This window comes from Calditerricola yamamurae (genome assembly GCF_054654135.1).
The window spans coordinates 245,578-259,074 of the sequence record NZ_BAAIFH010000006.1 but is presented as its reverse complement, the minus strand read 5'-3'; the positions used below and the strand labels follow the sequence as shown (position 1 = coordinate 259,074).

15 protein-coding genes and 1 pseudogene are annotated in these 13,497 nt (G+C 61.8%); all 16 read right to left on the bottom strand.

From position 1 onward, the window contains the following. Positions 1-141: 141 nt before the first annotated feature. Positions 142-420: a stage VI sporulation protein F gene (locus tag ACYQ0Z_RS07595; protein ID WP_459866215.1), complete on the bottom strand. Its 279-nt coding sequence runs from the start codon at positions 418-420 to the stop codon at positions 142-144. A 63-nt stretch (positions 421-483) separates the two neighbouring features. Further along, on the bottom strand, positions 484-1,521 hold the full coding sequence (locus ACYQ0Z_RS07590; RefSeq protein ID WP_459866211.1) for an NAD(P)H-dependent glycerol-3-phosphate dehydrogenase: 1,038 nt from the start codon (positions 1,519-1,521) through the stop codon (positions 484-486). Between the two features lie 13 nt (positions 1,522-1,534). Beyond that, a complete protein-coding gene (plsY, locus tag ACYQ0Z_RS07585; RefSeq protein ID WP_459868799.1) occupies positions 1,535-2,131 on the bottom strand; it encodes a glycerol-3-phosphate 1-O-acyltransferase PlsY in 597 nt (198 codons plus the stop codon). 22 nt (positions 2,132-2,153) lie between these two features. Beyond that, the gene (gene der, locus ACYQ0Z_RS07580) at positions 2,154-3,467 is read right to left on the bottom strand and encodes a ribosome biogenesis GTPase Der (RefSeq protein WP_459866209.1); all 1,314 of its coding nucleotides are present in this window, start codon (positions 3,465-3,467) and stop codon (positions 2,154-2,156) included. A 210-nt stretch (positions 3,468-3,677) separates the two neighbouring features. After that, the gene (locus tag ACYQ0Z_RS07575) at positions 3,678-3,872 is read right to left on the bottom strand and encodes a capping complex subunit for YIEGIA (protein WP_459866206.1); all 195 of its coding nucleotides are present in this window, start codon (positions 3,870-3,872) and stop codon (positions 3,678-3,680) included. Positions 3,873-3,897: 25 nt separating this feature from the next. After that, positions 3,898-4,794: a YIEGIA family protein gene (locus ACYQ0Z_RS07570; RefSeq protein ID WP_459866203.1), complete on the bottom strand. Its 897-nt coding sequence runs from the start codon at positions 4,792-4,794 to the stop codon at positions 3,898-3,900. Next, a complete protein-coding gene (locus ACYQ0Z_RS07565; protein ID WP_459868796.1) occupies positions 4,773-5,399 on the bottom strand; it encodes a YphA family membrane protein in 627 nt (208 codons plus the stop codon). The genes ACYQ0Z_RS07570 and ACYQ0Z_RS07565 overlap by 22 nt, the downstream gene beginning before the upstream one ends. A 260-nt stretch (positions 5,400-5,659) precedes the next feature. Further along, positions 5,660-6,808: a 30S ribosomal protein S1 gene (rpsA, locus tag ACYQ0Z_RS07560; RefSeq protein WP_459866200.1), complete on the bottom strand. Its 1,149-nt coding sequence runs from the start codon at positions 6,806-6,808 to the stop codon at positions 5,660-5,662. A 179-nt stretch (positions 6,809-6,987) separates the two neighbouring features. Further along, positions 6,988-7,665 carry a lysophospholipid acyltransferase family protein gene (locus ACYQ0Z_RS07555; RefSeq protein ID WP_459866196.1) on the bottom strand — a complete coding sequence of 226 codons (678 nt, stop codon included), beginning with the start codon at positions 7,663-7,665 and terminating at the stop codon, positions 6,988-6,990. Between the two features lies 1 nt (position 7,666). Next, entirely contained in the window at positions 7,667-8,347 is a 681-nt protein-coding gene (gene cmk, locus ACYQ0Z_RS07550) for a (d)CMP kinase (RefSeq protein ID WP_459866193.1), read from the bottom strand. 193 nt (positions 8,348-8,540) lie between these two features. Further along, positions 8,541-8,786, bottom strand: a complete 246-nt coding sequence (locus ACYQ0Z_RS07545; RefSeq protein WP_459866190.1) for a hypothetical protein — start codon at positions 8,784-8,786, stop codon at positions 8,541-8,543. A 56-nt stretch (positions 8,787-8,842) separates the two neighbouring features. Next, positions 8,843-9,514, bottom strand: a complete 672-nt coding sequence (locus tag ACYQ0Z_RS07540; RefSeq protein ID WP_459866187.1) for a flagellar brake protein — start codon at positions 9,512-9,514, stop codon at positions 8,843-8,845. 192 nt (positions 9,515-9,706) lie between these two features. Further along, positions 9,707-11,068, bottom strand: a complete 1,362-nt coding sequence (gene ypeB, locus ACYQ0Z_RS07535) for a germination protein YpeB (protein WP_459866184.1) — start codon at positions 11,066-11,068, stop codon at positions 9,707-9,709. Between the two features lie 17 nt (positions 11,069-11,085). Next, positions 11,086-11,451, bottom strand: a pseudogene (locus ACYQ0Z_RS07530) (cell wall hydrolase); the annotation flags it as partial. A gap of 200 nt (positions 11,452-11,651) precedes the next feature. Continuing rightward, positions 11,652-13,112 (bottom strand): IS1182 family transposase, encoded by a 1,461-nt coding sequence (locus tag ACYQ0Z_RS07525; RefSeq protein ID WP_459866181.1) that lies wholly within the window; start codon positions 13,110-13,112, stop codon positions 11,652-11,654. Positions 13,113-13,250: 138 nt separating this feature from the next. Continuing rightward, on the bottom strand, positions 13,251-13,493 hold the full coding sequence (locus ACYQ0Z_RS07520) for a hypothetical protein (RefSeq protein ID WP_459866178.1): 243 nt from the start codon (positions 13,491-13,493) through the stop codon (positions 13,251-13,253). Positions 13,494-13,497 lie beyond the last annotated feature (4 nt).

Below are 13,497 nucleotides of genomic sequence, written 5' to 3'. Positions count from 1 at the left end.
CGTTTCCCTCTGACCTTGCCGCTGCATCTGTACTCCGATGATGACCCGTATCCCGTTCGCCAGACGTGTGAACTGATCATTTTTCCTGTTAGTACGTTATGGCCGGCGAGGCAGACAGGTTCCATTGTCAAGCGTGGAATCTCACTCGCTCAAGCGTTTGGCAATGGCCAGCAGGTCGTTCACGCTGAGGGAATGGGTTTTGACATACCGGACGATGCGGTCCTCTTTCTCTTTCGAGAGCGGCTTGTTCACCATTTTGGCCACCTGGCGGACCAGTTCGCGCAGCTTCTTTTCGTCACGCAGGTCGTCCTGGCTCATGCCACTGGCCAGGCTGCGAATGAGCGATTCGTCCACTTTCCCCTTCGTCGTTGCCTTGATTTTGTCCAACAGGTTCTTGGGCAAACGCGGGTTGTGCTTCACGGCATCCTCCCCCTCGGGAAAATCGATCAGTCTATCCTATGCCGGGGAGGATGGCGACGTGCGTCACCGCTCGGTGTCCCGCACCTGGACGATCCATTCCCATTCGCGTGTGCGGTCCCGCCCCATCAGTTCTTCCACAGCCTGCTTGGGCGGTTTGCCCTCAAACAACACGGCGTACAGTTGCTGGGTGATGGGCATCTCCACGCCGTAGCGCGCGGCCAGCCGATAGGCCGCCTTCGTCGTCCGCACACCTTCAACCACCATGCCCATCCGGGCCAGCACGTCCTCCAGCGACGCGCCCTGCCCCAGCTGGTAGCCGGCACGCCAGTTGCGGCTGTGCCGCGATGTGCACGTCACAACCAGATCGCCAACGCCGGCCAGACCGGCAAAGGTGAGCGGGTTGGCGCCCATGCGGTAACCGAGCCGGCCGATCTCCGCAAGACCGCGGGTAATGAGGGCCGCCCTGGCGTTGTCCCCGTAGCCGAGGCCGTCCGACAGCCCCGCCCCGAGGGCAATGATGTTTTTCAGCGCTCCGCCCAGCTCGACGCCGGTGACGTCGGGATTGGTGTAGACGCGGAAATAGGTGTTGATGAACAGATCCTGTGCTTCCTGGGCCACAGCAGGGTCCTCCGCGGCCACCACCACCGTCGTCGGCGACTTGCGACACACTTCCTCGGCGTGGCTGGGCCCCGACAGCACGGCCACGCGCCGCCCGAGTGAAGCGGGAAGCTCTTCGCCGATCACCTCCGACATCCGCTTGAGGGTATCCGTCTCCAGCCCCTTCGCCGCGTGAACCACCAGGGACCCGTCGGGAAGGTGCGGTGCGGCCCGCCGGACCACCTCGCGCACGGCATGGGACGGCGTCACCACCACCACAGCGTCGGCGGCGGAGACGGCGGAAGCCAGGTCGGTCGTTGCCATCACGCCCGCGGGCAGGACGGCGCCCGGCAGGTAGCGGCGATTGGTGCGCCGCGCATTGATTTCGTCTACGGTTTCGGCGTTCCGCCCCCACAGCGTGACGTGGTGCCCGTTGTCGGCCAGGACCATGGCCAGTGCCGTTCCCCAGCTTCCCGCTCCCAAAACGGCAACTGAGCGTTTCACCGCCACTCCTCCCTTATCCAACCTTCACCCGTTCCCCCAGCTTGCGCTCCCGACCGTGCAGGAGATTCGCGATGTTCTGGCGATGCCGCCAGAAGGCCAGCAGGGCGATGACGACGGTACCGGCAAAAAGGCTCGGAGAGTCGTACCACAGGAAAACGAATAAGGGCAATAGTCCAGTAAACAACAGCGAGCCCAGGGAGACGTACCGCGTCACCGCGATGGCCGAGAGGGCGACGACCCCGGCCAGCGCCGCCGGTGGAAAGGCCACCACCGCCACCACGCCAATGGTGGTGGCGATCCCTTTTCCGCCGCGGAACCGGAAGAAGAGCGGCCAGTTGTGCCCGATCACGGCAAAGACCCCGGAGAAAACGGCCACCGCCTCGTCGCCCCCGGAAAGCGACCACCCGACGCCGACGGCGAGCATGCCCTTGAGCATATCCAAAAGGAAGACGGCTGCCGCCGGCTTCTTTCCCAGCACGCGCAGCGTGTTGGTCGCCCCGGCATTGCCGCTCCCGTAGCGACGAATATCGATCCCGTAGACGTACTTGCCGATGATCGTGCTGAAGCTGAGCGACCCGAGCAGGTAGCTGATGACAAAGGCCAACCACACCGTTTTCAAGGTCCGTCACATCCTACGATTTTTTCTTGAGGACGATCCGGATTGGTGTCCCTTCGAAGGGGAAGGCCTCGCGGATTTTGTTCTCCAGGTACCGCTCGTAGGAGAAATGCATCAGCTCCGGATCGTTAACGAACAGGGCAAAGGTGGGCGGCTTGACGGCCACCTGGGTGGCATAGGTGATGCGCAGCCGTTTCCCCTTGTGGGTCGGCGGGGGATTGAGCACCATCGCTTCGGCCAGGATATCGTTGACAAGGTGCGTCGGCACGCGCATGGCGTGGTTTTCGGCCACATCCACCACCTTGGGCAGGATCTTGTGCACCCGCTGTTTCGTTTTGGCCGACACAAACAGCACCGGCGCATAGGGCATGAACGTGAACGCGTCGCGGATTTTCTCCACAAAGCGATCCGCCGTCTTGTCGTCCTTCTCAACGATGTCCCACTTGTTGACGACAAAGATGGCCGCCCGCCCCGCCTCGTGAGCGTAGCCGGCAATGCGCTTATCCTGCTCGACGACCCCTTGTTGCCCGTCGAGCACGATCAGCGCGACGTCACACCGCTCAATGGCCTTGAGGGCGCGCAGCACGCTGTATTTCTCCGTCGTCTCGTACACCCGCCCCCGCTTGCGCAGCCCCGCCGTGTCGATGAGCACAAAGGCTTGTCCGTCCCGTTCGAAGGGCGTGTCGACGGCGTCACGCGTCGTGCCCGCCACGGGGCTGACAATGACCCGCTCCTCTCCCAGGATGGCATTGACCAGCGACGACTTGCCCACGTTGGGCCGGCCGATCACCGCGATGCGGATGACGTCGTCGTCGTAGGGTTCGGCGTCCTCTTCCGGAAAGTGGGCCAAGACGGCGTCGAGCAAATCACCAACGCCTGTGCCGTGGAGGCTGGAGATGGCCTGCACCTCGCCAAACCCCAGGCGGTAGAAATCGTACATGGCGTCGGCCAGCTCGCGGTTGTCCACCTTGTTGACGGCAACCACGACCGGCTTGCCGGAGCGGTACAGGAGTTCGGCCACCGCTTCATCGGCCGCCGTCACCCCATCCCGGGCGTCGACCACCAGGACGATAACGTCGGCCTCTTCAATGGCGAGCTCGGCCTGATGGCGCACCCGCTGCAGGATTTCATCCTCGGCGTCGATGTCCAGGCCGCCGGTGTCGATAATCGAAAAGGTGCGCCCCCGCCATTCTGCCCTGCTGTAAATCCGGTCCCGGGTCACGCCGGGACGATCTTCCACGATGGCGATGCGCTCGCCGACAATGCGGTTGAACAGCGTCGATTTGCCCACATTGGGTCGTCCGACAATGGCCACGACCGGTAGAGCCATGAGCGTTCCTCTCCTTCACCTTTGCACGACATCTCTTTCCTCATCATACTGGAGGGCGATTGGGCGCATCAAGGGAAAGGAAAAGCTCCCGGCTTTCCACCGGAAGCTGGCACAAGGTTGCTATCGCTTTCCTGCACAACCGAAACCATGCGGAAAAGCCGGTAGTGCACGCCTCCCACGAGGCAACCCGGCACAGGCGGTGCAAGGACCTCAGCGGTGCTTCACCAGCACCAGCACATCGTCGGCCAGCTCATGCGCCATGGCGTCCAGCACGTTTTCCAGGAGGCTGGCCATGTGCGCCATCTCGTCGCGACTTTTGGCCACGAATACCGGAGCGCCGCCCGTCGCCCGCTCCGGCTGCGTCGTGATCACCGCCACGATGGATTTGGTGACCTGGATGTTCACGCTCCTGTCCTCCTTCTGCCGCCGGCTAGGGTTGCGGCCCCCGGCGGCGGGCCGAAGACTCTCGTGGCAGGCGCACCGCTCCTTCAAGGACGGGAACCCGTTCGATGACGCGCCGGGCCAGCTCGGGGTCGCGGTTCTGCGGCAGGAGAAAGACGGCCACCTGCCCGGTGTCGAGATTGCGCCGTGCCAGGGGAATGAGCCCCGGCGTACCGTCGTCGCGGTGCACCCCCAGAATCACCGAGACGTCGTGGAGGATGGCCTGCCGCTGGCCGGGGTTGGCAAGCGTCACCGCCGCGGCGTCGTTGCGCGGTGTCAGCACAAAGCCCAGTCCCTGGCGGAGGATCAGCTCCCGGTTTTTCGTCAGGCCCACGTTCATGATCGGGGTCTCTCCGACATAGAGAATGGGCCCCGCAAAGCGCAGCGGCGCCGCAGACACCTCGGCGATGTGGCCGACCAGTTTCCCGGCCATCAGCTTGTGGTCGAGGACGAGCATGACGGCGGCGACGATCAGCCCCGCCGTCCAGCCGCCGTAGACCGTGGCCAGGGAGGTGAGGAAGGCGGTGAGAATCACCAGGTAGTTGCGCCCCTCGAACACCATGGCGATGCCCTCGATGTACGCCGGTCCCCGCGGAACGAGCTCCATCGCGTCCAGTTGCGACAGTGTATTCCGCTCCATGTTGCGCACGTCGCGGAACTGCTGGGCAGCCAGGGCCAGGAAGGTGATCGCCGTGTACTCCCGCTGCAAAAGCGCCGGCACCGCAACGGCACCCATGCCGGCCGCCACCAACCCCAGGGACAGGTGGATCACCCGGCCGTGGGGATACGTGGGATACTGGCGATAATCGGTGCGCAGCATGTGCAGGCGCGCCACAAAGCCAACCAGCGTGCCCATGAAGATGGCTACGAGATACGCTGCTTCCATCGCAACCTCCCGCTTATGCCCTGCCGAACGGCGCGCACCACCCCGGCGGCCATCGTGGCCGTTGCCACGGCCACGGCCAGGCCATCGGCGTAGGCTTGATTCCCGATGACGCGGACGTCCCCCTGGGCCGCCGCCCACCATTGCCAGAGGGGTTCCGACACCCCGTACGCAAGCAGCATCACAGGGACCCATTGCCACGCGGAGGGGGCCACAAACGCCGCCAGGGTGCCAGCGGCGAGCGGAACCAGCCATTCCGGCGGCAACACAGCCAGGACCGGGTCGCGCGCCAGAAGGATCAACAAGAGGGTCCGCATCATCCCGACCAGGAGCGCAGCGGCCAGCATGTACAGCGGGTCGGTATTGCGCAGGCGCGCCCACAGGACCCAGGCGGCCAGCAAAGGCGCCGCATAGAGCCCGACACCGATGCGCCACCCGTCGACCGGCAGATGCCACGGTGCAGTGAGGGCGCTCCCTACGGCCCACAGGTAGACGTGGCCGCGCGCGAGTCCGGACTCACGGAGAAAGCCGTCGAGCCACCCGCTCCAGGTTCCCACAAGCACGACCCAGAGAAACACATAATAGAAAAACGCAACCGTCACCGCCATCACGCTCTCGCTCAGCCTCGTCACTAGTATGGCGATGCCGGTGCGAAAATAGTCACGAACGCAGGGCATACGGCGTCACGTCGATGCCGCGCATGACGCACCATGATAGGTTGGGTCCGCCACCACCAGCAACCACACCGGTCATGACATAGAGAAAAATCGGCGAACTCATTGCGAGTTCGCCGATCGCGGTGTAGAGGAACAGCACGAAGGACGATAACGCCGGTAGCGCGCAATGCACAAACCGGATGTCGTCGTGATTATTTCAACTTGCGCAGCTGGTCACCGATCACGTCGCCCAGCGTCAGGTTGAACCCGCCGCCCATAAAGTCTTGGCGCTCGCGCCGATCCAGAGGCCGGTCTTCCTCCTGCAGCGCGCGAATGCTGAGGCTGATCCGCTTTTCCGGGATGTTGACGTCGAGCACTTTGACCTTGACCGTTTCCCCTTCCTTGAGCACCTCGTGGGGCGTGGCAATGTGCCGGTTGGCAATTTGCGAGATGTGCACCAGCCCTTCCACTCCCGGCATGAGCTCCACAAAGGCCCCAAAGCTGACCAGCCGCTTCACCACGCCTTCCCGTACGTCACCGGGGTGGATCATCTCCCCGGCCTGGTCCCACGGGCTGGGTTGCGTCGCCTTGATGGACAGGCTAATCCGGCCCGCCGCCGGGTCCAGTTTCAACACCTTGACGGTGACGCGCTGGCCCTCCTGGAGCACGTCGGCCGGTTTGTCCACGTGATGCCAGGCGATCTCCGACACGTGCACCAGGCCGTCCACACCGCCCACGTCGACAAAGGCGCCGAAATCGGTAAGCCGCTGCACGGTGCCCTCGACGACATCGCCCGGCTTCAGGCGGCTAAACACCTCTTGCTTGCGGCGCTCATCCTCCTCTTCCAGCACCGCCTTGTGGGACAACACGGCCTTGTTTTTCTCGCGGTCCAGCTCGATCACCTTCAGGCGCAACGTCCGGCCCTTATAGTCCGAGAAATCTTTTACGAAGTGGCGCTCGACGTGCGACGCCGGGACAAACCCGCGCACGCCCACGTCCACCACCAGGCCGCCTTTCACCACGTCGGCGACGCGCGCCTCCAGAATCCCGCCCGTCTCCAGGGCACGGGCCAGGCGTTCCCACGACCGTTCCGCATCTACGGCGCGCTTGGACACGATCAGTTCGTCCGCTTCGTCGTTCACCTTCAGCACCTTAACCTCCACTTCCTCGCCCACCTGCACCACGTCGGATGGCTTCTCCACGTGGACATTGGACAGCTCGCGGATAGGCAGGATGCCGTCCACCTTGTACCCCACGTCAACAAGCACCTGCTTGTCTTCCACCTTCGTCACCCTGCCACGAACGATGTCCCCCGGCGCCAGGGTCTTGACCTCCGTGAGATGTTCCATGCCGTCGACCATGCCAGTACCCTCCTTACCCCTTCCTCAGACGAGGACCTTTCGGCGAAAGTTCACCAGAATGTATTCGGAAAAGTTCGGAAGGTGCGGCGTCACCGCAGGCCTTCGCAAACTTTTCGAACCCAATGGACAAAACCTGTTCCCCGTTGGAACGCAACCCCCCGCTCTCCCGGTAGTATTTTTCATTTCCGCATGTCCCATGCGGACGGCCGCACGTCGTTTGCCGTCCCTTCGGCCGGGGCCTGCGGAACGCCGCTTCCCCGCCCGGCATCCTGCCCATGGGCTTCCGCGAGCCGGCGGATCGCGGCCATGATCGCTTCCGTGGCCTTCCGCGCCTCGGCAACCGTTGGTTCTGCGCGCCAAAACGGCTGCAGATCGACGGGCGGCCCGTAGTACACGTACACAGGTCGGAACAGGCGAAACGGGCCGTGGATGTACACGGGAATGACCGTGGCGCGCGCCTGGAGCGCCAGGAGGCCGGCGCCGGGTTTTCCCGGCAAGAGTTCGCCCGTACGGCTGCGCGTCCCCTCCGGAAAGATCACGAGCAAGCCCCCCCGCTTGAGGACGTCCAGCGCCATGCGAAGCGACCGGCGATCAACGGCCCCCCGCCGCACCGGGAACGCACCGAAGAGGCGGAACAGGCGGTTTAGCACGGGGATGCGGAACAGCTGCTCCTTGGCCATAAACGAAACCCGCCGATTGAGCGGGGCGGCTACCAGAGGCGGGTCGAGCAGGGAGATGTGGTTGGAGCAGAGGAGAACGGGGCCGGTGGCCGGCACGTGCTCCACCCCGTAAACGCGCCAACGATACACGATCCGGAAAAACAGGCGGACCACCACGCGCGCCAGCCGATACCACATGTTACTCGCCCTCCCGCCCCCGAGTGCGGCACATGGCCAAAATTTCCTCCACGACATCGTCAACGCTCAGCCCCGTGGTGTCGAGAAGCCGCGCATCCGCCGCCTTTTGGAGAGGGGCCACCGCCCGTTCCGAGTCGAGCCGGTCGCGTCTCGCAATCTCCTCCTTCACCGTCTCCAGGGCCACATGGTAGCCTCGCGCTTCCATTTCCCGCTGCCGACGGCGCGCCCGTTCATCGATCGACGCGGTAAGATAGATCTTAATGTCGGCGTTCGGCAGCACATGGGTACCAATGTCACGACCATCCATCACGATCCCGCCGTCCCTTGCCAGTTCGCGCTGTTTTTCCACCATGACCTCGCGCACCAACGGGTGGCGGGCAACGTGGGATACCTCCGCCGTGACATCGGGGGCACGGATGGCGTCGGTGACGTCTTCTCCGTCAAGCAAAACGCGTTGTCCGTTGCCGTCGGCCGCAAACGCGATGGTAAGCACGCGGGCCAGTTTGGCCAGCGCGTCTTCATCGTGCGGGCTGACACCGCGGCGCTGTGCAGCCAGGGTTAGGGCGCGATACATGGCCCCGGTGTCGATGTACAGATACCCCAAGCGTTGCGCCACGCGGCGGGCAACGGTGCTCTTGCCCGCTCCCGCGGGGCCGTCGATGGCAATGGTTAGCCGTTCCATGCCTTCACCTCAACCGCCACGAACGCCGGAGCGAATCCGCCTGGAAAGGAGATGCGGAAGGAAAACGAAAAAGCAGGTCGTGCCTGCTTTTTCAGTCACGAACTATTCGATTCCGCGCCATGGACCTCCGACACGCCGATCCAGACGAACCCGACTCCCGATATTTCAATTGTCTGCTTCCGATCATACCACATTATTCCGGGGTGCGCAACGACCTTTCTTTTCCATGCACCGGCGCCGGAGGCGGGAGCAGCCCCCCCGTGCTCAACCCTTCCCGCCGATCCACCGGGCTGAGCCACGCGCGCAGGGAATCCACCGTCAGCAGCAGTTGCGCGGCAACCGTCAGCAACAGGAGGGTTAGAACGGCCGTAACCAGCCCACGGTCGATCCAGACGGCTCTTTGCGCGAAACGGGCGTCGCGTCGTCGGTGGCGTCGCATGGGAGTCCCTCCACTCCCAGTCTTTCCCGTTTCGCCTGGCCGCATTCACAACCGCCCTACTGTCGCCGGGATTTTAGCTGTGTCCGGAAGCAAAATTGCACAATCGCCTGCCGCTCCTTCTCCGAAATGCGATCGAAACGAATGGATATCGTCGCCGGCTTGCCTTTCTCTGTCGGGGGTTGCACCCGCACCACCGTTCCGGTAAAGGTCACCGTCGTGCGCTGCGGGCGCGGCAGGGTGATCACGCCCTCCACCACCGCGCCCACGGGATACGGGCTGAGGTCGTGCACCGCGCATTTCAGGCCGCCGCCACTGATGTCCAGCGTTCGTACCGTTTGGACGGTCGTGCCACACCGCAGGGAGACGTCGAGCACGGCCTGCACGCGAACGTACTCTCGGCGTTGGACGCGAAGGATGCTCTGCGGATCCGGGCGCTCCAAGACAAGCAGGGGGATGTTGTCCTGCTTGTGGGCCTGCACGCGCGTGGGAAAGCGACAGGGCGTCCCCGTCTCGTCTAGCACCCAGCCGTACAGCGCCGTGCCGACAGAAAAGAAGCGAAACTGTCCCGTTTTGCGGTTGATCGGGATCTCCACCACCAAACTGGCATCGGTCACATCGACAATGCGCGTTTTGTAGAGCATGATTTCCTGTTGGTCATGGTCGGCATCGGTAGGCTCTTCCTCCCGCACGTCCACGTACAGCGTCTCAAACAGCCGGAACGCGTTCATGCTTCTCCCTCGTCTCCCGTCCTTCTGCTTCTGTCGGTGCGCGCGGGTGCCGCCGTGGCATGCACCCGTAAACGTCGCGCCCCTATCCTTATCTAATACGCCTTCGTTGCCGAAAAACCTTTCCCGACCACAACCGACACCCGGTGCAAAGGGGCGGTTGTGGTCGGTCAAGGCGCTGCTTCTGCCGTCGCGTTACCGCGGTGTGGCGGCGGCAGGAATGTCTTCGATCTTCTCCTCCTCGCCCGTTTGGGCGTTCAGGAAGATCCGGTAGCGGTCCTGACCGTTCCGGACCAGGAATTCGTAGCACAGCACCTCGCGCCCCGTGTCGTTCTTGATGAGGGCCAGCCCCGCGTCCTCGACGCGCACATGGCCGTTGAGGTGCCGGCGAGCCTGGGCTTCGGTCAACCCGGGCGCGGGAAGGGTGCGCGGGCGGTGGTGGCGCAGGTAGCTTTCCGCACTGTACCCGACGATGCGGCCGCTGTCCAAGGCCACCTGCACGGCCACGGCATCCGGGTAGAGCCGCACCCCGTTCTGCGTGGCGACGAACTTGTACACGCCGACCCCGTCGTATTGCGAGACCTCCATCGCCTCCATGTTCGACAGTCCCCGCTGTTTCAAAAAGGCCGTCGCCTTGTCAAGGCCCTGGTCGAGGGTGAGACGCGGTTTGTCGACGGGCCGGTTATCCAGCATCCACAGCACGTGGCCCCCCCGATAGGTGACGTCGACGTTGACATCCTGGTCCGCCTTGTCGCCGGGACGGCGAATGGCCACGCTGTAGGAGCGGTATTCGACGCCCCTCTTGTTCTCCACCACCCGTACCTTCAGATTGGCGTCCGGTCGCACCCCCAAGAACGCCAGGGCCCGTTTCTTGGCTTCCTCTGCCGTGATCGGTTGCCCCCACCGCTTGTCGAGTTCGTTTTTGTCGAACTCGCCTTCGTATGCCGCTTCGACCCCAAAATCCAGTTCTCCGTACTGGCGCACCCGATCGTCTACGGTGCGGAGCCCGTCGATGATCGTGTTGTCCATCTGCTTGTCTTCGGAGGCCAGGGCAAGCTCCACATCCATCCACCGAAGCTGCCGTTCCAAGATCGCCGTCTGCACCTTGTTCAGTTCACGCTGGATCTCCGTGGCTTGCTTGTACAGCGTCTCCAGCGTTTTTTGCTCCTGCGGGGTCAGCGGCTCCTTCGTGAGATCGCGGATGGCCGTCTGGTAGGCGAAATTGCCGATCTTCGACAAAAACTCTTCCGTCTTGTTAAACGGCATCAGGGTCAGCGGCAGTTGTCCCACGTCCTCTTGCGCGGCATACGCGAGCCGCCACACATTGGACAACGTCTGCGCCACCCCGCGCCGGGAGTTGACCGCCAGCACTTTGCCCAGTTCGCTGCGCAGCTGGTCGATGTGGTTGTTCAGCTCGTGGAAGGCGCGCTGGTACTGGTTTTCCGTCTTGATCAGGATGGCGTTCTTCTCCTGGTGTTCCTGGTACCCCCAATACCCGGCGCCAACCAGGGCCAACAGCAGAACCGGAAACAGTACGGCGGCGATGCGACGGTACATGGCGTCGTCCCCCTTCGTCACTTACAGAAAATGTGTTTGCCGATCCGCTTGAGCTGCGGACGCGACCAAATCCACTTTGACGTAGCCGTTGCGGGGTTAAAATAGTAAAGAGCCCCGCCCGTCGGGTCCCATCCGTTCAGGGCATCCCGCACCGCTTTGTAAGCCGTCTGGTTCGGCGTCAACCAAATCTGTCCGTCCGCCACACAGGTAAACGCACCGGGTTCAAACAGGATTCCGGAGATGGTGTTGGGGAACGAAGGGCTTTCCAGGCGATTGAGAATGACAGCGGCAACGGCCACCTGGCCGATATACGGTTCGCCACGCGCCTCCCCATACACCGCACGTGCCATGAGGTTGATGTCGTTCTGGGAGAGATTAGGAACCGCCTTGGCCGGCCTATCCCCCATGGACAATGCGGCCAGGGCCATGACCATCCCGCAAAGGAGTGCCCGCATCCCCCAGCGTTTCCAGTTGCGCACGATTTCGCATCACCTGCCCATCGTTGGATCGCGGTGCGTGCTGTCCAGTAGTCTGCGGCGCGTTCGGCGCGTTTATGCGGGCGCGGCCACGAAAAAAGCCGGGACTATACGTCCCGGCGCAGACTGCAGACAAACTCCCTCGGTGCCAACGCAGCCGAGGGAGTTTTTTGTCGTCTGTGAGCAAAAAGGATACAGAAATTAAGGGCATGGCGCTCTGTTTTTCCTAACCTCCATAACCAATTCGCCAGCTTTTTTAAATTCATACAAGCAAAAACAAGCATCGCCTGCATTGTCACTTTTTCCAACCCACGTAAAGTGGTCCAACGCAAGCCATGCTTCTCCTTGAGATCCGCAAATACACGCTCAATCGTTTCCTTTCGGCGTGCATATAGGCGTTTATTCACTTCTGTATGGCGCAAGTGCTCCACTTCTTCCATGTAATGGGCCCAGATATGGCGGCTCACACGCTTAACCGCGTCGTGGCTTTCTGTGCACTGGGAGCGGAATGAACAAGATCGACAGGTCGTGGCATCGGAACGGTAGATTCGGTAACCCTCACGGGTCGTGGTTTCGTAGGTAAGCACTTGTCCGGCAGGACAAAGATAGCAATCGTAGTACTCATCGTACACGTAATCCTGCTTTCGATACCTTCCGTCTTTTGTGTGGGGACGGGTATACGGCATGACCGGACGGACCTGTTGGTCCAAGAGGTACTTGCTGATATAGGGTGTTTTATACCCTGCATCCACCGCGACAGCGCTGGGTTTTCCGACGTGCTTGACAGCTTGCTCGAACACATCCGGGAAAACCTGACTGTCATGAACGTTGGCGGCCGTGACGACGGCACTGACGACAAAGCCGTTTTGGTCGCTGGCCGCATGGAAGGAGTAAGCGAACGTCTGTTCCTTTTCGTTTTTGACAAACCAGCCGCTGTCCGGATCGGTGGTGCTTTTTTTCACCTCCTTCCAGACGGCTTTAGACTTTTTTGGCAACGGCTTTTTCCCGTGCGCTTCGCGGTCCTGGTTGATTTCCTCTTCGAGAAGTTCTTGATATTTCTTGCCTTCTTCCTGGACAAGCCGCTTGATGAATTTTCTCTTGTTGGCGTTGGCTTTGACATGGGTGGAATCGATATACAACACGGAAGGGTCGACCAGCCCATGATGGCAGGCTTCTTCAAGAATGCGCGTGAAGATCCTTTCAAAGAGGTCAGTACCCTTGAATCGGCGGACATAGTTTTTGCCAAACGTCGTGAAATGGGGGATGGGCTGGGTGAGATCGTATCCCAGAAACCACCGGTAGGCGAGATTGGTTTCGATTTCTTTGATGGTTTGACGCATGGAACGGATGCCGAACAGATACTGGATGAGCACCATTTTGATGAGGACAACGGGATCGATGCTGGGTCTTCCGTTGTCTGGGCAGTAACGATCTTCCACTAGTTCGTAGATAAACGAGAAGTCGATGGCGTTTTCGATTTTGCGAACCAGGTGATCCTGAGGCACCAATTCGTCCAACGAAACAACGGTAAGCTGGTAACGGCCTTCGGCCGATTGTTTTCTCAGCATGTGGCCACCTCTGCATGATGGGATAAGAACTCTATTCGACAAAAAAGCGTGTAGACCTTGTACCTCCCGGTACTTTGTCTACACGCTGAGCCGGGACTATACGTCCCGGCGTTCTCCCTGCAGTCTTGTTGGACAGCTCTACAGTTCTTCGATGCGAATGTCGAAATCGCTGTCGTTGTCGCAGAGGCACTGGCGAAAACCGGTTTCCACCTTGCCTTCCTTCGTCATGCGTCCACGCAGGATAAACCGCTCACCGCATTGACGGCATCGGATCACAACCTTATAGCGATTGGTCTTCACCGAGGTCTCCCCCTTGTCCACTTTAGGATTTCCGCTTACCGGCGGTTTTAAAACGAGCGGTTCGGGTTTTGCTTTGGCCATCTCT